We start from the raw sequence: 18,665 nt of genomic DNA, 5'->3' as shown, positions 1-18,665 counted from the left end.
GGCCCAAGTCGGACGCAAGTCGAGTTGCGGCAACGCGCTGCTATCAGGGGCGGAGCAGACTTCGGACGACGAGTAGCGCGAGCTAGCCAGTCGACTGACGTCCTGGCCGCGGCCAGGTCGCCCGCTCGGCGAAGACCCGGCTGACCTCCGCCATGTGCTCGGTGCCCCACGTGCAGAGCGGCACCAGCGCTTCGGCGAGGCTCTGGCCCAGCGGCGTGAGGCTATAGTCCACCCGCGGCGGCACCTCCTTGTAGTCGGTCCGCTTCACCAGGCCATCGGCCTCCAGCTCCTTGAGCTGCTGGATCAGCACCTTGTCGCTGACGTCGCGTATGGCGCGCCGGAGCTCGCCGTAACGGGTCGGTCCGTCCTGGGCGACGAAGTACAGGATCAGCGGCTTCCACTTGCCCGAGACGACCCGCAAGGTCGCATCCAGGCCGCAGGTGAAGCCGGGCAGATTCGGCGTGCAACGTTGGACGTCTGCTTGGGCTTGCGCCGGTGGGGAGATGAGGTCTGAACGATCTGACGACATTTTTTGGGCACTTACCAAAAGGTGCATACTTGTCGATAGGTGGGTACGCCGCCAGCTCAGTGCAACCTCAATGAAGGAGCACATCATGAGCAGACTACAAGGCAAGACGGCGGTGGTGACGGGCGGCGGAACGGGCATCGGGCTCGGAGCCGCCAAACGGTTCGTCGATGAAGGCGCATTCGTCTATCTCTTCGGGCGACGGCAGGAGCCGCTCGATGCTGCGCTCGCGCAGCTGGGGTCCTCGGCGCGTGCCGTCAGGGGCTCGGTCACCGATCTGTCCGACCTCGACCGACTGTATGCGACGGTGAAAGCCGAACGCGGCAATGTCGACGTTCTGTTCGCCAATGCCGGGACCGGCGCGTTTGCGCCGCTCGGCCAGATCACGCCCGAGCACTATGATCAGATCTTCGATGTCAACGTGAAGGGGCTGGTGTTCACCGTGCAGAAAGCCCTGCCGTTGATGCGCAGGGGATCGTCGATCATCCTGACCGGCTCGAGCACGGGCGTGATGGGGACGCCGCAGTTCAGCATCTACAGCGCGACCAAGGCCGCAATCCGCAATCTGGCGCGCAGCTGGGCGCTGGACCTGCGCGGCACGGGCATCCGCGTCAACGTGCTGTCGCCGGGGCCGACCAAGACGGAGCTGGCGCTGGAGGTCGTGGGCGAGGAAGCCTTCGATGCACTCGGCAGCGCCACGCCCATCGGGCGCGTCGGCGACCCCAGCGAGACCGGCGCGGTGGCCGCATTCCTGGCGTCCTCGGACAGCAGCTACATGACCGGCGGCGAGGTCTTTGTCGATGGAGGCTTGGCTCAAGTCTGAAGCCTTCGTCTGAGTGCGAGGGCTTTGGTCAATGGGATCGAAGCCCTCATGCGCTGCGATGAGGATACGATTAGAGCGAAATGGCTTTAGGTTGAATTGATCGGTGGGGCTCGTTCACCTCTCCCGCTTGCGGAGAGGCATAGGCGGCCTCTGGCCGCCGTTCTCTAAGACGCCGATGCTTCGCATCGGCTATGGCGCCGGGTGAGGGCTTTGTCCTCTTGGGGATTGTCCCATTGCGGAAGCACCCTCTCCCGACTCGCTCCCGCAAGCCTGCGGGAGAGAGGGCACCTCTGTTGTTGCAGCGATCAAGCACTCGGCGAGCCATACGTGATGCCGCTGTCCGATCAGATGCGTCATGAGAAAGCTCCCCCTATCATCTTCGGTGGCGCCCACGCAGAGCCCGCCGTTGCATCATACTATTGCGTGGTCCCATCCGCCGTAATGGGCGGCGCTACGGGTGCCGCGTGGCAGGCTCAGCCCGATGAGGAGGACACCGGTTGCAACGTTGGCTATCGTCGCCGTTGTCGTGGCGCCGTCGAGGACAAAGGGGGAGATTGCCACCCATGCTCCGAGCGCGACGTTGGCGAACCGCGCGGCACGCGCCACCTCCGCCATCGCCGTAACGGCGACGAGGATGACAAGGCAGCCGGTGATATGGTCGCTGAAGTAGAGGATCGGGCTCGTGCCGAAGGCAAGCGGCGTGATCATCAGCAGCATTCCAAGGAAAGAGCTCGCGACCAGCGTCCAGGGAAAATTGACGCCGCCGGTGACTATGTCGCGCAGCACCGCCGATAACGGGCGGTCGAGATCGGGCGTCGGCGCCTGCTTCTCGGAGAGCGCCGGGCCACCGCGCCAGAAAGTGCGCCAGAACGGCTGGCCCGCCTGCTTCGCGCCCCAAAGATACTGACAGCTCGCCAGTACCTCATCTATCGAATAGGGGATGAGCACTATCGTGATCGCGGCCTGGATGATGCAGAGCGTACACAGTGCACCGATCAAAGGGGGCTGGATAATGATGAAGCTGACGCTCACGAGCCCGAGCGGGATAACCAGTAGGCCGAACAGAATCACCATCCATGGCATTGTGCGCCAGCGGCGACGGTCGCCGATCGCGCCTGCCAGGGCATCTAGCGCGTAGGCGAAGGCGCCAAACCCGGCATCGGCGACCGGAAAGCCCTTCGAGACCCAGGAGGTCACCACCGCCTCGCTGCCATTGGCGACCGCTGCATCACCTGGGCCGAAGAAAGGATCCCACAACCCGTCGATATGACCGAGTTGATAGGCGGCGAGATAGCGCGAGACGAACAGGCCGACAAAGGCCAGAGCAATGATGTGGAGGCGCTGGCTGAATGTGGATGGCGAGTAGGTCCAGCCGAGGGGGCGATCATCGTCGGCGGCGAGGGCTTGGCGGCTGATGCCCGGTGTTGGGGGAACCATCACCGCGAGCGTCACGATCAGCATGCCAGCAAGCGTATCGGTGGCGTAGGCTCCAGCGCTCGTGGTCCAGAACACGAGAGGTGCGAACATGACCCATATGCCGACGGCAGCGGTGAGCCACTGCAACCAGCGCCAGCGCCGACGCATGCCGATGAGTGCGAACGCGACGACAAGAATGCCGGACACGATCTCGCTGATGCCGAGCCTGCCGTCACGTGTCTCGGGCGAAGCGATCTCATGTCCCAGCGCCGGTGGAATTGGCGCCGCGGATGGATCGAAGAGACCAAGCGTGACAGGCGAGGCGACGAGCCACAGTCCAATCGCTGCATTGGTCAGCGGCGCCCAGAGCGTGCGCGCCCGATGCCGTTCCGTCTCGGCCTCAACCTCATCTTTCGAAGGCTCCACCGATTGCCGCAGTCTCTCCGCGGCCTGGTCGAGCTCGGGTTCGGAAGCGGCGACCGTCGCAGGATGAAGTTTGTTCGTCTCGTACCAGTCCGTCGGGTCGACCTTAAGCCGCCGGATCATTTCGGGCAGCGTGGCGGTCAGACTGTGTCGGGGTTTCCACCCCAAGAGGCTCCTCGCTCGCGAAGTATCGATCTCATAATGGTCGTCGGCATTCTCGATCATCCACGACTTGATGTCGGTATCCTGATCGAGAACCTTCTCCTGCATCCAAGTGCCGAGCTTCGTCATCTCTTTCGGGAGGGACATCGTCCGCCATCTCTCCCCATGCACAAGCTGGCCAATCCGCCTCTGCATCTCGTCGTAACTCGGCGTTTCCTCTTCGCCAATGAGCAGTGTCGTTTCATCAGCAAGATCATTGCGTCGATCGACCACGCGTACCACGGCCTCGACGAGGTCGTTCTTGTGGAGATAGGGCTGGCCAGTGGTGATGTCGCCGGTGAAGAGATAAGCGGTCGGCAAGCGCTCGAAGATGCGGGCGATCTGCTGCGCGATGAATGCCGCACGGCAATCCTCGTCATAGACACCTGCAAGCCTCAGGATCGCGACCTTGATGTTGCCATGCTCGTTCAGGATCAGGGTCTCGGTCTCCGCCTTTGACTGCGGATAGGCCCAAGCTGGTTCGATCGGCGAATCTTCATCGATCTTTCTTCCCTTTGCCGAGCTAGGAGCATGCACGAGCAGCGTGCTCGAGAAGACGAACTGCTCCGTGTCGAATGCCTGAAGGGCCGCCAGCAGTCGGCGCGTTCCCTGAACGGTGACGGCATCGTATCTCGGGTTGTCCTCGCCGGTCGTGTCGTAATAGGCGGCAAGGTGAATGACCGAGGCGATCCGACGGCCTGTTCGCGCACGAACCTGGTCCAGCGCCTTCGCCACGATTGCATCCGAGGTGAGGTCGATCTCAATCGTCTCGATGCCGGACAACGGCTTCTTAGGGCGGCTGACATCGAGGCCGATGACCTGGTAACGATCCATCAAGCCGCGCGCGATCGCCTGGCCGAGAAAGCCGCTGCTGCCGGTGATCAGGACGGTGGGGCGAGACATGGCATTCGCTGCTCAACGTGTCTTAGCGAACGACCCGGGTACCCGAAAGTTTCCCTCCAACCTGCTTTTGCGTCCTGGATCGCCGGAGTATCACGCGCCCCACCACCTACTTCGACGCCGCTGGTGAGCCGCCCAAGCTTGAATCGGGTGGAATCACACAACGTCGTGAGGTCGATGTGGACCGCGGCCCGGCCGCCAGCCTGAGAGAACTGTGGGTACGATGTCGGTCGCTCTGACGTACCCAGAGGATCCGGAGCAGGCGGCGCGCGTCGTGTTCGAGGTACTCTACGCGCCGTCCGAATCCGGACCAGAGATGGAAGGGATACGCTAGGCTACGCCAGCCGAGATGTACCCCGTGGCCAAACCTAGTTGCATGCCGGTTTCATGGAAGCGGATCGTCTAGATCCCCAGCAGCTTGCGCGCGTTCGCCTTCAACACCTTCGGCCGGATTTCGTCGCGGATCTCGATCTTGGCGAAATCGGACAGCCAGCGGTCCGGCGTGATCACCGGCCAGTCCGAGCCGAACAGCATCTTGTCCTGGAGAATCGAGTTGATGTAGCGCACCAGGATCGGTGGGAAATACTTTGGCGACCAGCCCGACAGGTCGATGTAGACGTTCGGCTTGTGGGTCGCGACCGAGAGCGCCTCTTCCTGCCAGGGGAAGGATGGGTGGGCGAGAATGATCTTGAGGTCGGGGAAATCGGCCGCGACATCGTCCATGTACATCGGGTTGGAATATTTCAGCCGCATGCCCATGCCGCCGGGCATGCCGGAGCCGACGCCGGTCTGGCCGGTGTGGAACAGCGCGATCGCGCCGCCATTGTTGATCTCTTCGTAGAGCGGATAGGCCATGCGGTCGTTGGCGTAGAAGCCCTGCATGGTCGGATGGAATTTGAAGCCGCGTACGCCGTATTCCTCGATCAGCTTGCGCGCCTCGCGGGCCCCGAGCTTGCCCTTGTGCGGGTCGATCGAGACGAAGGGGATGAGCACGTCGAGATGCTCGGAGGCGATCTCCAGCATCTCCTCGTTCTTGTAGCGGCGGAAGCCGGTCTCGCGCTCGGCATCGACCGGGAAGATCACCGCAGCGATGTTCTTGGAGCGGTAATAGGCCGCGGTCTCCGGCACGGTCGGCGGATGCTTGTGCGGCGACTTGAAATACTCCGCCATCTGCGCCTGGAAATCGTCGTAGCCGTCGTCGGGATGGGTGCCGCAGGGCTCCTCGGCATGGGTGTGGATGTCGATGGCGACGACTTTGTCGATATCAGGCAGCTTCAGCTTCGGCATGGGTGTCCTCCCGACGGGTTGCCGAATTGATTATAGGATATAACGAATTTGGCAAGGCGCTGGTGGCGGCGAAAGCGCAGGCGGCTAAAGTCTTTGCCGGGCCTGACCTCCAATGCGCCGGATCGGGCCGATCCGGCCGCTTCTACTGTGCATGGGGTTGTTTTCGCGCTTTTGCTCGTTGGGAGCCGGGCAGTTAACATTGACATGACCTCCCGCCATGCCTTAAGAACCGCTCCGTCCCGGGCGGTCGGTCCGCCAGCGGGAAAAACCTCATTTTGCCACATTCGCGCGTGCCGAAACGGTAGTGCCGAACACGGCCTTTCGAACGTTCAGGATTCTGCCATGAAGGTCCGTAACTCGCTGAAATCGCTGCGCGGTCGCCATCGCGCCAACCGCTTGGTCCGCCGCAAGGGCCGGGTCTATGTGATCAACAAGGTGCAGCGCCGCTTCAAGGCGCGCCAGGGCTGATCTGAGCAGCCGATCCCGCCGGGCGCCGCTGCGTGCCCCGCAAGACCACGGTCTCACACGAGTTTGACGCCGCCTTTGCTTTGCAAGGGCGGCTTTACGCGTTTAGACTTTCACCATGGCAGTGAGAATCCGTTTCGCGCGCACCCTGTGTCTGGCCCTCGTGCTGGGAACCGCCGGCCTTGCGCCGGCCGCCCTGGCCCAGCAGGTCGAGCCGCCCGGCAAGCAGAAGAAGCTGCCCGAGGCGCCGTCAAAGCTGCCGAAGGTCGACCGCAGCAAGAATCTCGATTTCCTGTTCGGCGCGCTGAAGGCCGCGCCCGACGAGGCCAGCGCCAAGCATGTCGAGGCGCGGATCTGGGCGATCTGGCTGCAGACCCCGAGCGACACCGCCGCGCTTCTGATGTCACGCGCCAAGACCGCCGTCGACGCGAAGAAGATCGATGTCGCGATCAAGCTGCTGGATTCGATCATCAAGCTCAGGCCCGATTACATCGAAGCCTGGAACCGGCGTGCGACGCTCTATTACATGCAGAACGATTATGGCCGCTCGCTCGCGGACATTCAGCAAGTGCTGATCCGGGAGCCCCGCCATTTCGGCGCGCTCGCCGGCCTCGGCATGATCATGCAGGAGGTCGGGGATGAGAGGCGCGCGCTCGAGGCCTACCGCAAGGCGCTGGCCGTCAATCCGCACCTGGAAAAGATCCCCGACCAGGTCAAGGCGCTGACCGAGAAGGTCGAAGGCCGCGACATCTAGCTATAACTCGATCATTTCTTGAGCGATCGCGGCCGACGCGGATTAACCACGTTCCGAGCCAGGGCGTTGCAAGGACTATTGCGGGGCCTGTTATAGGCCTACCTGCATGGCAGGAGCGAAAGCCATGAAGCGTTTGATGGTCGCAGCGACATTGCTGCTCGCGTCGGGAACGGTGAGCCTCGCCGACGGACTGTTCTGGGTGGTTGGCAACCGCGCCACCGGCAAATGCGCCATCGTGACCAGCAATCCGGTCATCATCGGCGACATCTGGTTCGGCGACGGTCCCTACAAGTCCAGGGCCGATGCCAAGCTTGCGCGCTCGACGATCAGCGTCTGTCCCCCGGTCACGCCCGAGGAAGAAAAGCAGGAGGAGGGGGCGAACTAGTCTGCGCTTAATGCAGCACGCTGCTGCCGCGCTCGACCATGCCGCGGTCGGCGGCTGCGGCGTAGGCCTTTGCCAGCTCGGTCTCGAGATGCTCGTTGATCAGGAGCAGCGCCCGCACGGCACCGCGCAGGTCGCCGTTGCAGCTCGCGACGATTTCGTCGATTGCACTATCGTTCGATCTGAAGCTCATCGAAAATTCTCCGGTTCAAACCAGGACAATCTGCCGGTCTTTCCCGCATCCCCTGATGTTGCGAGGAGGATCGGCGCCCACCCGCGCCTAGATGGCGGAACCGACCATGGCGATTATATGGAAGCTGCGATGACGCCCGCATGAAGCTGGTCCGAAGCTTGCGTTTAGGTTAGAATAGCCCTGATTTCATTGGGTTTTCTCGATCAGCAATTATGCACATATCCACAGCCCCAGCATTTTCGGTGGAAGCGCGCGCCGCCCACGGCGAAACTGCCGGCCGAGCAGACCCGTAACTGCCCCGTGCCCAGGATCACCCGGATTCTCTCCATGATCGTGATGTCAGTCGTGACGGCGCTGGTCCTGCTGGCGCTGCTCACGCAGGCCGGAATCGTCGCCGTGCAACGCGCCTTTCCGCCGCAGGGCCGCATGATCGACGTCGATGGCGCCGCGCTCCACGTCGTCGAGATCGGCCCGCGCGAGGCCGCCCCGCCGATCGTGATGCTGCACGGCGCGAGCTCCAACCTCGAAGCGATGCGGCGGCCGCTGGGCGATCTCCTCGCCCGGGATCATCGCGTGATTCTGATCGACCGCCCCGGCCATGGCTGGAGCACGCGCGCCAGCCGGCAGGACTCCACGCCGCAGATCCAGGCGCGCATGATCGACGAGGCGCTCGGCAAGCTCGGAATCGCTCGTGCGGTCTTCGTGGTGCATTCCTGGAGCGGGGCCCTCGGCGCGCGGATCGCGCTCGATCACCCGCGCCGCGTTGCAGGTCTCGTGATGCTCGCGCCCGTCACGCATCCCTGGCGCGGCGGTGTCGGGCGCTACAACGAGATCATCGCAACGCCTGTGATCGGCCCGCTGCTCGCCTACACCATCACGCTGCCGCTCGGCTATTTCATCACCGAAGCCGGGGCCCGCAACGTGTTCCTGCCGCAGATCATGCCGGATGGTTTCGTGCAGGACTCCGCGACACCGCTCTTGCTGCGCCCGCGCGAGTTCATCGCCAATGCTTATGATCTGGTGACGCTGAAGGAGTCGGTCGCCGCGCAAGTCGCGAGCTATGGCGCGATCACGGCGCCTGTTACGATCATCGCCGGCGAGCCCGACAAGACGGTGAGAACCAATATCCACGCGGGTCCGTTCGCCGCGGCTGTGTCGAATGCAAAGCTGATCGTGCTGCCCGATCTCGGCCACATGGTGCAGAACGCCGTGCCGGATCTCGTGAAGGCGGAGATCGAGACGATGATCGCAAACATCGCCCCGGCGCAGGCGGTCGCCGACTAAAGCATTTTTCGAGCAAAGTGGAAACCGGTTCGCGCGAAGAAACGCGTCAGAACAAGAAAGCCAGAGCTTCGATTCTGGTCCGATCAGAACCGAAGCTCTAGCGTCCGCCTCGTGCGCGCTTACTGCTTGATCTTCCCGTCCTTGTCGTATTGGGCAAGGAAGGCCCAGAGATTGTTGATCTCGGTCTCGTTCTTGATGCCGGCGAACGCCATCTTGGTGCCGGGGATCTTGGCCTTGGGATCCTTGATGTATTCCTTGAACGTGGCCTCGTCCCAGGTGATGCCGGAATTCTTGTTGGCGTCCGTGTAGCTATAGCCCTCAACCGCGCCCGACTTGCGGCCGTTGAGGCCGTTGAGCTCCGGGCCAACCTTGTTCTTGGCGCCTTCGCCGATCGCGTGGCAGGCCAGGCACTTGTTGAACGATGTCTTGCCGGCCGCGACATCCTGCGCCATCGCGGCGGATGCGGTGGCAATGACGGTGAGGATTGTCACCGCGCCGAAAGTCAGTTTTGTCATAAGTGTGCTCTTCGTCTCTTCCCGGGTCAGATGGAGGGTCGTGGTTTTGGCAGGTCCGGTGCAAGTGGACAAGCCGCGAAACTCTGACAGGTTTCCTGCTAGCAGACTTGCCCCAGAGAGAACTTGCGCTGCAACAAAGCAATGCGACCTTCGGAGGACCTACCCAAAGTCCGCAAGACATGATTGATTTGCCGAGATAATTCCATCCGTCGGACGAAGGCTTCTTAAAATGGCCATCATGATGCCCGCAAGCGACCAGGCCGTGCTGGCGCGTCGCAGCGAAATCGTCGCCGCCTTGCGCGCAATCGTGCCGGGCGAGGGCGTGATCGACAGCCTCGCCGAGATGCGGGCCTATGAATCCGACGGGCTGACCGCCTATCGGCAGCCGCCGATGGTCGTGGTGCTGCCCGATACGACCGAGCAGGTCTCGCTCGTCCTGAAATATTGTGCCGCGCAAGGCATCAAGGTGGTTCCGCGCGGCTCCGGCACCTCGCTGTCCGGTGGCGCGCTGCCCCTCGAGGACGGCGTGCTGCTCGGCCTCGGCAAGTTCAAGCGCATCCGCGAGATCGATTTCGACAACCGCGTCGTCGTCACCGAGCCCGGCGTCACCAACCTCGCAATCAGCCAGGCGGTCGCCCATGCCGGCTTCTATTACGCGCCCGATCCGTCCTCGCAGATCGCCTGCTCGATCGGCGGCAACGTGGCGGAAAATTCCGGCGGCGTGCACTGCTTGAAATACGGCATGACCACCAACAACGTGCTCGGCTGCGAGATCGTGCTGATGAGCGGCGAGATCCTGCGCATCGGCGGCAAGGGCTGCGAGAATCCCGGCTATGACCTGATGGGCGTCATCACCGGTTCCGAGGGCCTGCTCGGCGTCATCACGGAGATCACGGTGCGCATCCTGCAGAAGCCCGAGACGGCGCGCGCGCTGATGGTCGGCTTCGCGCAGGTCGAGGCGGCCGGCGAATGCGTGGCGCGCATCATCGGCGCCGGCATCATCCCCGGCGGCATGGAGATGATGGACAAGCCCGCGATCCACGCCGCGGAGGCCTTCGTCCATGCCGGCTACCCGCTCGATGTCGAGGCACTGCTCATCATCGAGCTCGACGGGCCCAAGATCGAGGTCGACGAGCTGATCACGCGTGTCGAGACCATCGCGAGAGGCTGCGGCTCGGTGACGCTGCAGATCTCCAATTCCGAGGCCGAGCGCAACCTGTTCTGGGCCGGCCGCAAGGCCGCATTCCCCGCGGTGGGCCGCATCTCGCCTGATTATCTCTGCATGGACGGCACCATCCCGCGCGGCGCGCTGCCGAAGGCGCTGGCGCGCATCCGCGAGCTCTCGGAAAAGTACCAGCTCGGCTGCGCCAACGTGTTCCACGCCGGCGACGGCAATCTGCATCCCCTGATCCTCTACGATGCCAACAAGCCCGGCGAGATCGAGCGCGCCGAAGCCTTCGGCGCCGATATCCTGCGCGCCTGCGTCGAGTTCGGCGGCGTGCTCACCGGCGAGCACGGCGTCGGCATCGAGAAGCGCGACCTCATGCCCGACATGTTCAGCGAGATCGACCTCAACCAGCAGCAGCGCCTGAAATGCGCCTTCGACGCGCAGGGCCTGCTCAATCCCGGAAAAGTATTTCCGACCCTGCACCGCTGCGCCGAGCTCGGCCGCATGCACGTCCACGCGGGCAAGCTGGCGTTCCCGGATTTGCCGCGGTTCTAGGTCGCCTACTGCGCCAGCGCCAGGATGCCGCCGGCAAATGCGTGCCACGCCGCCGTTTCGCTGACCGGCCAGTTGAGCACCTTCACCGCCAGAAGCGCGAGCGTGCCCGTGATGTATACCGGATGCACGCGGCCCTCGGCGCGCCAGTCGCGCACCATGGCGACGACGAGCAGAAGGGAGGCGACCACAGCAGGCGCGATCGTCACGGGCACCGGCGGCGGGCCGGACGGTCCTGATGGTGCGAGGAAGGTCAGGAACCAGCGCGCGATCGCGGCGTCGAGGATCGAGACCGCCGCGAGCAGCATCAGGCGCTTGTGAACCTCGAGCCTGCGCGTGTTCATGATGGCGAGCGCGAACACCACGGCAAAGAATGTGATGCCGCTCAGCGGCACGATCGAGAAGGCGATGCCTGCATCGGCCTGTCCGAGCGCCGCGGCGTTCTTCATCGAGGTCACGGACGCGAAGAAGCCAGAAATGACCATCGCGGTCGCAAGCGAGACGCCGACGATGCCGAACGAGCGGTGATTGACCACACGGCCGGAGGCTGCGAGCCAGGTCTGGAGCACGAAATAAAGCGACCAGGTGAAGAACAAGAGTCCGTGAAAATGGATCACCGGGCTTGCGGACAATGTCCGGTGAGCGAGCGGCACCCAATAGGTCGGTGCGAAGCCGAGAAAGGCAGTGGCGGCGCAGGCGAGCGCCATGCGGAGATAAAAATATCGTGCAGGCGACGCATCACGCGCGCGTACACGACGGTCGTCAATCAGGGTCGTCATCAGGGGTGAGTCTGGAGAGGCGGGGTTTGGTTCAAGCTGCGGGATGCTGCGTGTGACTCGGCGCACATTGCAGAGCGCCCAAACTCTTGTCGGGACGACAGCGGAGAGACATCATCCGCCGGCGCTCAATTCTGCGCGATCGAGCTCCTCCTCGAGCCGATGAAACGCATCGTCGCCGATCACCTCGGTGGCGCGCAGGTCGAAGATCGCCTTGCGCGCGGCCTCGATAGCGCGGCGGCGCAGGGGATCGGCGGGCAGTTCGCCGTTGCTGATGCCGCCGTTGGGATCGGTCTCGGCCTGCATCAGGATGGCGCGATATTCGAGCCGCAGGATTTCCCCCTCCTCCGACGGATCGCTCTCGATCGCATCGAGCGCGGCGCGATAGGCCACGGCGCGGCCGCGGGCGACCTCGATGCCGACGGGATCGTCGTCCTTGAGGTTGAAAGCGAGGATCAGCGGCCGCAGCGTCAGGCCCTGGATCACCAGCGATCCCAGCACCACCGCAAACGCGATGAAGACGATGAAGTCACGATAGGGAAAGTTTTCCGGCAGGGCAAAGGCGGTGGCGAGCGTGACGAGGCCGCGCATGCCGCACCAGGAGATGATGAGCCCGCCCTTGGGCGAGGCCACCTGCTGCGGATCCTTGGGATGATAGAGCCCCTGCGCGATCAGCACCCGCAGGCTCGTGCGATAGAACGTCACCCAGAACAGGCGTACCAGGATCACCGTAAGCAGGATCCAGGCGGCGGCCACGCAATATTCCCAGCGCACGTCCGCATCCAGCCGCGTCCAGATCGGCCGCATCTGCATGCCGATCAGCATGAAGGCGAGCACGTTGAGCACGAACACGGTCGTCTCCCACACCGCATAGGACGGCACCCGCAGCCGCGCCGGGATGCGCGCCGGTGCGGTGCGCGCGACCGTGATGGCGTAGACCACGATGGTGAGGATGCCGGAGAGACCGAGATGCTCGGCGGCGATCCAGACCATGAAGGTGGTGGCGAACTGCACGATGATGGCGCTCGGCGCCTCCGTCACCCGCTCCATGAACAGCGGAATGATGCGGCCTGCGGCCAGACCAGCGATGACGCTGCCGACCAGCGCCAGCGCCATGGTCGGGGCGACCTGGCTCCAGGTCAGATGCTCGGTGGCGACCGCGCCGACGGCGATGCGATAGATCAGCAGCGCGCTGGCATCGTTGAGCAGGCTTTCGCCCTCCAGCACCTTGACCATGCGGTGGGGCAGCTTGACCTGGCTCAGGATCGCAACCGCAGCGGCCGCATCCGGCGGCGCCACGATGGCGCCGAGCGCGACCGCGGCGGCCCAGGGCATGTCGGGCATCAGCCGGTGCGCGACATAGGCCACGGCGGCCGTGGTGAGGCCGACCGCAGCCACCACCAGGGTCGAGACCGGAACCCAGTTCTTGCGAAGGTCGCGCAGCGACGTGTCGAAGGCGGCATCGAGCAGGACCGGCGCGACAAAAAGGGCAAGGGCGAGGTCCGGCTCCAGCGTCCAGGACGGGCTCGACGGCACGAAGGCGATCAGCGCGCCGCCGATGGCGAGAAAGGTCGGGTAGGGCACCTTGATCCGCCGCGCCAGCGCCGATAAGCCAACCGCGCCGAGCAGCAACACAATGATCCATTCGAATGTCGACACGATGATCCCCGAAGCCGATTTCAGCGGCGCCACAAGCTAGCACCAATCCGGCCGTATGATGGATAGTGCGGCTTCAAGGCAAGAGCTTAACATCGACGACAAGGCTTCGACTGCAACGCATGCGTTTTCTCATTCAGCTGATCGGCGCCGGACTGCTCTATGCGCTATCGTTCGCCCCGGCCGATGCCGCGACCGGCGGCGAGCCGGTGGCTGTGACGCAGGTCGATGTCGCGCCCTGCCTCGCCGCGGCCGCAGCCGATGACATGGACAAGGCCGCCACTGCCTGCGCCGAAGTGATCGACAACGAGAAGACGACGAAGGCCGATCTGATCAAGGCTCTGATCGCGCGCGGTGCGCTCTATGCGCGGCACAATCAGGTGGACCATGCCATCGCCGACGACAGCCGTGCTCTTCTGCTCGATCCCGGCCTTGCCGACGTCTTCAATGCGCGCGGCGAACTCTGGCTGAAGAAGGGTGACAAGCCGAAGGCGGTGCAGGATTTCGGCGCAGCGCTCAGGATCGATCCGAACCACGAGAAGGCCAAAGCCAATCACAAGGCGATGGCGCGCGAGATCGAGCGGATCGGCGCGCAGATGGCGGTCGCCGGCAAGCCCAGCTTCAATTGCGGGCGAGCGCGTCGGGCGGTGGAACGGGCGATCTGCGGCAATCGCGAGCTCGCCGATCTCGATCGCGAGGTCTTTGCCTCCAATGCCCGTGCGATCCGGGAGGCGCGCAATGCGGCCGAGGCCAAAGCGCTCCAGCGCGAGCAGGTCGAGTTCATCGCGCGCCGCAATGCCGATTTCGGCCGGCCGGGATACGACCTGAAGAAGGCGATGCAGCAGCGCTTGCAGCGGCTGAACGGTGTGGATGGATATTGAGATTTTCGCCTCTCCCCGCAAGCGGCAGGGCAATCGCATTTGAATATTGCAGGGGTCGTCATGCCCGGGCTTGTCCCGGGCATCCACGTTCTTTGTGCCCTGTGAAAAGGCGTGGATGGCCGGGACGAGCCCGGCCATGACGCTGTGGAGACAGCCGGTGCCCATAGCCACATCTCATATGCGATAGTCCTGCCCAAGCAGGGCGAGGGAGAGCCGGCAGCGCTCCGTCCCTCCCAGGCCCGGTTTGAACCCATCGCTTGCCAGCTGCGACAACGGTGAGAACCCGACGTCACGGAGCCCTATGTCATGTGCGGCACTCACGCCTCCGCGCAAGCGCTTTCGCCTGCCAAAATCTCGCTTCGCGCCCTCTTTCTCGGCGCGGCCATGAGTTTCGTTCTCGCGGCTCCCGCCGCGGCGAGCACCGAGTGCGTGCTGGGAAGCAAGGCCGCCCCGGTTGAGTTGATCTCCGCGTGCAGCGCCATCATCGACCAGACCGCCAATTCGGCCGCCGAACGCAGCGCGGCCCTCGTCGTCCGCGCCGAAGCCAATGCGCAGACCCTTGGAGGCCAGTCACAGGCGCTGCGGGATCTCGACCGCGCCATCGCGCTCGACGGCAAGAACGCGAAGGCCTGGCGCGTGCGCGGCGATCTCCTGCGCGAGGCCGGCGGCGACCTCAATCGGGCCGCGGCGGATCTGACCAAGGCGATCGAGCTCGACCCTCAGGATGCCGAAGCTTACGAGCTGCGCGGCGTCGTCTACACCAATCAGCGCCGCCTCGACCGCGCGCTCGCCGATTACGACCAGGCGATCAAGCTGAAGCCGGACGATGCGCAAGCCTGGTCCGACCGCGGTGTGGCCTATTATCTCGGCGGCGACAACGAGAAGGCGATCAGAAATTTCGACGAGGCGCTGCGGCTCGATCCCGACCGCGCGCGCACCTACACCAATCGCGGCGCGGCCTACAAGAAGCTCGGCCAGCTCGACAAGGCGGTCGCCGACGACGGCGAGGCGATCAGGCTCGACCCGAAGGTGCCGGAATATTACGACAACCGCGGCCTGACCTATGCTGCGATGGGCGAGTACGACAAGGCGATTGCCGATTACGACCAGGCGATCCGGCGGGAGCAGCGCGCCAACTTCCTGACAAACCGCGGCGACTCCTACCAGTTCAAAGGCGAGCTCGGGGCGGCGCTGAGCGACTACGAGGCTGCGCTGAAGCTCGATCCGAATTTCGCCAAGACCTACAACAACCGCGCGGTGCTCTACAAGAAGATGGGCGAGCGCAAGAAGGCGCTTGCCGATTATGAGACGGCGCTGAAGCTGGATCCCGGCAACGAGAATGCAGCGAACGGCCGCCGCAGCATGATTGCCGAGATCGCCAGGTTCGGCGCGGCGTCGCCGGGCCCAATGCATGCGCGCTCGGCCGACGATAGCGGTCCGTCCTTCAAGTGCGCGACCGCCAAGCGCGAGGTCGAGAAAGTGATCTGCGCCGATCCGCAGCTCGGCGTGCTCGACCGTCAGATCGCCGAGACCTATGAACGCGTGCTGAGGGCTTCCAAAGGACGTTCCGCTAGCGACCTGCGCAAGACCCAGCGCGAGTTCCTCACGACGCGCAATGCGAGCTTCCGCCGCCCCGGATACGATCTGAAGAAGATCATGCAGGACCGCTTGCAGCGGCTGAACGCGATGGAGAGCTGAGAGGCGAAGGAGCTGAAGCCTTGCGGCTGGTTCCGTAACCTCTCCCGCCTGCGGGAGAGGTCGACGCGCTCGGAGAGCGCGGCGGGTGAGGGCTCTCTCCTCTTGGGGACCTCATGGATCTTGCACGATCCCAACGCGGAGACACCCCCACCCCAACGAGGGAGCCGACTGCCGATGCCGCGCAAGCTTCACACCTCTCCGCCAAAAACCCATCCTTTTCACCTTGAACCGCGGCCCGTTCCCGGGAAAATGGGCTCCAACAAGGCCGGCAATTGATCCTGGTCATGGCGGGGCGCCTGTCCTGCCACGAGGTTCAAGCCAGGTGAATCAAGGGAACGGGAGCGCGGGAATGAATATCCAGGGCAAAAGCAGCTATCATGAAGTCCATGCGCGCTCGCTGGCCGATCCCGAGGGCTTCTGGGCCGAGGCGGCGAAGGAGATCGACTGGATCGAGCCTGCGACGAAGGTCTTCGATCCCTCGCAAGGAACCTACGGCCGCTGGTTTGCCGGCGGCGTCGTCAACACCTGCTACAACGCCCTCGACCGCCACGTCGAGCGCGGCCGCGCCGACCAGGTCGCGCTGATCCATGATTCGCCGCTGACGGGCTCGGTCACCAAGCTCACCTATGCCGAACTGCTGAACGAGGTCCGGGCGCTCGCCGCAATCATGCAGGATTTCGGCGTCGCCAAAGGCGATCGTGTCATCCTCTATATGCCGATGGTGCCGGAGGCGGTGGTCGCGATGCTCGCCTGCGCGCGGCTCGGTGCGGTGCACTCGGTGGTGTTCGGCGGCTTTGCCGCGAAGGAGCTTGCCACCCGCATCGACGATGCGCAGCCCAAGCTGATCCTGTCCGCTAGCTGCGGCATCGAGCCCGGCCGCATCGTGCAGTACAAGCCGCTGCTCGACGAGGCGATCAAGCTTGCCAGCAGCAAGCCGAAGGCCTGCATCGTGCTGCAGCGTCCGCAGCTCACCTGCGAGATGACGCCGAGCCGCGATTACGACTGGGCCAGCCTGCGCCGCAAGGCGCTGAACGACGGCAAGCGCGCGGCTTGCGTGCCTGTCGCCGCGACAGACCCGCTCTACATCCTCTATACCTCGGGCACAACAGGCGTGCCGAAGGGCGTCGTGCGCGACAATGGCGGGCATCTCGTCGCGGTGAAATGGTCGATGTTCAACCTCTATGGCGTCAAGCCGGGCGAGGTCTGGTGGTGCGGCTCCGACATCGGCTGGGTGGTCGGCCACAGCTACATCGTCTACGGCCCGCTGCTGCATGGCGCGACCACGATCATGTACGAGGGCAAGCCGGTCGGCACGCCCGACGCCGGCGCGTTCTGGCGCGTGATCTCCGAGCACAAGGCGGTGGCCTTCTTCACCGCGCCGACGGCCTTCCGCGCCATCCGCAAGGAAGACCCGGAAGGGAAATTCATCCGGCAGTACGACCTCTCGAAATTCCGTACCCTGTTCCTCGCCGGCGAGCGCGCCGATCCGCCGACCGTGGAATGGGCGGAGCAGCAGCTGAAGGTACCGGTGATCGACCATTGGTGGCAGACCGAGACCGGCTGGTGCATCGCCGGCAATCCGGTCGGCCTCGGCATGCTGCCGGTGAAGCACGGCTCGCCGACGGTGCCGATGCCGGGCTATCAGGTCGATGTCGTCGACGAAGCGGCAAAGCCGGTCGGCCCCAACACCATGGGCTCGATCGTCATCAGGCTGCCGATGCCGCCGGGCTGCCTGCCGACGCTGTGGAATCAGGACGCGCGCTTCAAGGAGGCTTACCTGAGCGAATTCCCCGGCTATTACAAAACCTCCGACGCCGGCTACAAGGACGAGGACGGCTATATCTTCGTGATGGGCCGCACCGACGACATCATCAACGTCGCCGGGCATCGCCTCTCCACCGGCGGCATGGAGGAGATCCTGGCCTCGCATCCCGATGTCGCCGAATGCGCCGTGCTCGGCGTCAAGGACGCGATCAAGGGCGAGGTGCCCTGCGGCTTCCTGGTGCTGAAAGCGGGCGTGAAGCGCCCGCCGGCCGAGATCGAGAAGGAGATCGTCGCGCTGGTGCGCGACAAGCTCGGCCCGGTCGCCGCGTTCAAGCTCGCCATCACCGTCGGCCGCCTGCCCAAGACGCGCTCCGGAAAGATTCTGCGCGGCACCATCAAGAAGATCGCCGACGGAGAATCCTGGACCATGCCGGCGACGATCGAGGATCCCAAGGCACTCGAGGAGATCGGCGAGGCGCTGAAGGGACGGATGTGAGGCGAAGCGTCATCCCGGGCGGGAAGGGCGTTGCTTCACCGCTCTCCACTGTCATCGCCCGCCTGTGCGGGGAACGACAGCGAGCGTGGAACGGCGTCCAGGGACTTACAATCTCCGCATTCCGCGCTAAACAGGGCCGGCCGATAGGGGACCTCGTATGCCACTTGCCGCCGCGCCACGCCTGCTGACCGCCTTAGCTCTCGCCGTCGCTCTCTCCGCCTGCTCGGCGCGCTACCAGAATCCGGTGGCGGCGGGCGGCGATGATGACGACGCCGTCTGCCAGAGCCGCGGCTATGCGCAGGGCTCGCCGGAATACGTAGCCTGCCGCAAGGACCGCGACGTCCAGCGCAACGCGGCCACCGCGCGCGCCGACCGCCGCCAGCGCGATCTCGGCGAGTACATGCTGAACAACCCCGTGCGCCCGTGATGTGAGCTGCGGCACTATGCTGCCGCGCCACCCGCTTCGCATTCGCGGTTTCCGTGACACATCTGCAACGCCGGGGGC

17 protein-coding genes are annotated in these 18,665 nt (G+C 64.4%); 10 read left to right on the top strand and 7 right to left on the bottom strand.

Annotated elements, in window-relative coordinates; all coding sequences use genetic code 11:
- Positions 1-82 precede the first annotated feature (82 nt).
- On the bottom strand, positions 83-454 hold the full coding sequence (locus I6F20_RS13735) for a winged helix-turn-helix transcriptional regulator (protein WP_035997446.1): 372 nt from the start codon (positions 452-454) through the stop codon (positions 83-85).
- A gap of 160 nt (positions 455-614) precedes the next feature.
- Between I6F20_RS13735 and I6F20_RS13730 the strand changes: the two genes are divergently transcribed.
- Positions 615-1,349: an SDR family NAD(P)-dependent oxidoreductase gene (locus I6F20_RS13730; RefSeq protein ID WP_225126554.1), complete on the top strand. Its 735-nt coding sequence runs from the start codon at positions 615-617 to the stop codon at positions 1,347-1,349.
- A gap of 411 nt (positions 1,350-1,760) precedes the next feature.
- Here I6F20_RS13730 and I6F20_RS13725 read toward each other — a convergent pair whose 3' ends face one another.
- Positions 1,761-4,292, bottom strand: coding sequence for an NAD-dependent epimerase/dehydratase family protein (locus I6F20_RS13725; protein ID WP_225126551.1), 2,532 nt, complete (start codon positions 4,290-4,292; stop codon positions 1,761-1,763).
- Between the two features lie 399 nt (positions 4,293-4,691).
- Complete coding sequence (locus I6F20_RS13720; protein ID WP_036021159.1) at positions 4,692-5,576, bottom strand: amidohydrolase family protein; 885 nt, start codon at positions 5,574-5,576, stop codon at positions 4,692-4,694.
- Between the two features lie 342 nt (positions 5,577-5,918).
- Here I6F20_RS13720 and ykgO point away from each other — a divergent pair, with 342 nt between their 5' ends.
- From ykgO to I6F20_RS13705, 3 genes are all read left to right on the top strand, one after another.
- Positions 5,919-6,044, top strand: coding sequence for a type B 50S ribosomal protein L36 (ykgO, locus tag I6F20_RS13715; RefSeq protein WP_006611362.1), 126 nt, complete (start codon positions 5,919-5,921; stop codon positions 6,042-6,044).
- A gap of 115 nt (positions 6,045-6,159) precedes the next feature.
- A complete protein-coding gene (locus I6F20_RS13710) occupies positions 6,160-6,795 on the top strand; it encodes a tetratricopeptide repeat protein (RefSeq protein ID WP_225126549.1) in 636 nt (211 codons plus the stop codon).
- 124 nt (positions 6,796-6,919) lie between these two features.
- Positions 6,920-7,180 carry a hypothetical protein gene (locus I6F20_RS13705; RefSeq protein ID WP_225126547.1) on the top strand — a complete coding sequence of 87 codons (261 nt, stop codon included), beginning with the start codon at positions 6,920-6,922 and terminating at the stop codon, positions 7,178-7,180.
- Between the two features lie 7 nt (positions 7,181-7,187).
- Here I6F20_RS13705 and I6F20_RS13700 read toward each other — a convergent pair whose 3' ends face one another.
- Entirely contained in the window at positions 7,188-7,370 is a 183-nt protein-coding gene (locus I6F20_RS13700; protein ID WP_225126545.1) for a hypothetical protein, read from the bottom strand.
- 327 nt (positions 7,371-7,697) lie between these two features.
- On the opposite strand from I6F20_RS13700, the gene I6F20_RS13695 reads away from it, so the two are divergent.
- The gene (locus I6F20_RS13695; protein WP_225126543.1) at positions 7,698-8,654 is read left to right on the top strand and encodes an alpha/beta fold hydrolase; all 957 of its coding nucleotides are present in this window, start codon (positions 7,698-7,700) and stop codon (positions 8,652-8,654) included.
- 119 nt (positions 8,655-8,773) lie between these two features.
- Here I6F20_RS13695 and cycA read toward each other — a convergent pair whose 3' ends face one another.
- On the bottom strand, positions 8,774-9,169 hold the full coding sequence (cycA, locus tag I6F20_RS13690) for a cytochrome c-550 CycA (protein WP_225126541.1): 396 nt from the start codon (positions 9,167-9,169) through the stop codon (positions 8,774-8,776).
- A gap of 229 nt (positions 9,170-9,398) precedes the next feature.
- Between cycA and I6F20_RS13685 the strand changes: the two genes are divergently transcribed.
- A complete protein-coding gene (locus tag I6F20_RS13685; protein WP_225126540.1) occupies positions 9,399-10,892 on the top strand; it encodes an FAD-linked oxidase C-terminal domain-containing protein in 1,494 nt (497 codons plus the stop codon).
- A 5-nt stretch (positions 10,893-10,897) separates the two neighbouring features.
- On the opposite strand, the gene I6F20_RS13680 is transcribed toward I6F20_RS13685, so the two are convergent.
- Positions 10,898-11,668: a hypothetical protein gene (locus I6F20_RS13680; RefSeq protein ID WP_225126537.1), complete on the bottom strand. Its 771-nt coding sequence runs from the start codon at positions 11,666-11,668 to the stop codon at positions 10,898-10,900.
- A gap of 111 nt (positions 11,669-11,779) precedes the next feature.
- A complete protein-coding gene (locus I6F20_RS13675) occupies positions 11,780-13,357 on the bottom strand; it encodes a cation:proton antiporter (protein ID WP_225126535.1) in 1,578 nt (525 codons plus the stop codon).
- Positions 13,358-13,443: 86 nt separating this feature from the next.
- Here I6F20_RS13675 and I6F20_RS13670 point away from each other — a divergent pair, with 86 nt between their 5' ends.
- From I6F20_RS13670 to I6F20_RS13655, 4 genes are all read left to right on the top strand, one after another.
- Positions 13,444-14,202 (top strand): tetratricopeptide repeat protein, encoded by a 759-nt coding sequence (locus I6F20_RS13670; protein WP_109142345.1) that lies wholly within the window; start codon positions 13,444-13,446, stop codon positions 14,200-14,202.
- 306 nt (positions 14,203-14,508) lie between these two features.
- Positions 14,509-15,900, top strand: coding sequence for a tetratricopeptide repeat protein (locus tag I6F20_RS13665; protein ID WP_225126534.1), 1,392 nt, complete (start codon positions 14,509-14,511; stop codon positions 15,898-15,900).
- A 349-nt stretch (positions 15,901-16,249) separates the two neighbouring features.
- A complete protein-coding gene (locus I6F20_RS13660) occupies positions 16,250-18,160 on the top strand; it encodes a propionyl-CoA synthetase (protein ID WP_225126532.1) in 1,911 nt (636 codons plus the stop codon).
- A gap of 157 nt (positions 18,161-18,317) precedes the next feature.
- Entirely contained in the window at positions 18,318-18,587 is a 270-nt protein-coding gene (locus I6F20_RS13655; RefSeq protein WP_225126530.1) for a hypothetical protein, read from the top strand.
- Positions 18,588-18,665 lie beyond the last annotated feature (78 nt).

Origin of the sequence: Bradyrhizobium sp. IC3123, from assembly GCF_020193625.1 — a bacterium.
Classification (GTDB): Bacteria; Pseudomonadota; Alphaproteobacteria; order Rhizobiales; family Xanthobacteraceae; genus Bradyrhizobium; species Bradyrhizobium yuanmingense.
The sequence above is the reverse complement of the archived record's forward strand: the minus strand, read 5'-3'. Positions and strand labels throughout refer to the sequence as shown.

What these genes read in the sequence shown, in the direction of transcription:
- I6F20_RS13685 (WP_225126540.1), top strand. Translation starts at nt 9,399, where the DNA reads ATGGCCATCATGATGCCCGCAAGCGACCAGGCCGTGCTGGCGCGTCGC.
- I6F20_RS13730 (WP_225126554.1), top strand. Translation starts at nt 615, where the DNA reads ATGAGCAGACTACAAGGCAAGACGGCGGTGGTGACGGGCGGCGGAACG.
- I6F20_RS13710 (WP_225126549.1), top strand. Translation starts at nt 6,160, where the DNA reads ATGGCAGTGAGAATCCGTTTCGCGCGCACCCTGTGTCTGGCCCTCGTG.
- I6F20_RS13665 (WP_225126534.1), top strand. Translation starts at nt 14,509, where the DNA reads ATGTGCGGCACTCACGCCTCCGCGCAAGCGCTTTCGCCTGCCAAAATC.
- I6F20_RS13680 (WP_225126537.1), bottom strand. Translation starts at nt 11,668, where the DNA reads ATGACGACCCTGATTGACGACCGTCGTGTACGCGCGCGTGATGCGTCG.
- I6F20_RS13725 (WP_225126551.1), bottom strand. Translation starts at nt 4,292, where the DNA reads ATGTCTCGCCCCACCGTCCTGATCACCGGCAGCAGCGGCTTTCTCGGC.
- I6F20_RS13670 (WP_109142345.1), top strand. Translation starts at nt 13,444, where the DNA reads ATGCGTTTTCTCATTCAGCTGATCGGCGCCGGACTGCTCTATGCGCTA.
- ykgO (WP_006611362.1), top strand. Translation starts at nt 5,919, where the DNA reads ATGAAGGTCCGTAACTCGCTGAAATCGCTGCGCGGTCGCCATCGCGCC.
- I6F20_RS13720 (WP_036021159.1), bottom strand. Translation starts at nt 5,576, where the DNA reads ATGCCGAAGCTGAAGCTGCCTGATATCGACAAAGTCGTCGCCATCGAC.
- I6F20_RS13695 (WP_225126543.1), top strand. Translation starts at nt 7,698, where the DNA reads ATGATCGTGATGTCAGTCGTGACGGCGCTGGTCCTGCTGGCGCTGCTC.
- I6F20_RS13700 (WP_225126545.1), bottom strand. Translation starts at nt 7,370, where the DNA reads ATGAGCTTCAGATCGAACGATAGTGCAATCGACGAAATCGTCGCGAGC.
- I6F20_RS13660 (WP_225126532.1), top strand. Translation starts at nt 16,250, where the DNA reads ATGAATATCCAGGGCAAAAGCAGCTATCATGAAGTCCATGCGCGCTCG.
- I6F20_RS13655 (WP_225126530.1), top strand. Translation starts at nt 18,318, where the DNA reads ATGCCACTTGCCGCCGCGCCACGCCTGCTGACCGCCTTAGCTCTCGCC.
- cycA (WP_225126541.1), bottom strand. Translation starts at nt 9,169, where the DNA reads ATGACAAAACTGACTTTCGGCGCGGTGACAATCCTCACCGTCATTGCC.
- I6F20_RS13705 (WP_225126547.1), top strand. Translation starts at nt 6,920, where the DNA reads ATGAAGCGTTTGATGGTCGCAGCGACATTGCTGCTCGCGTCGGGAACG.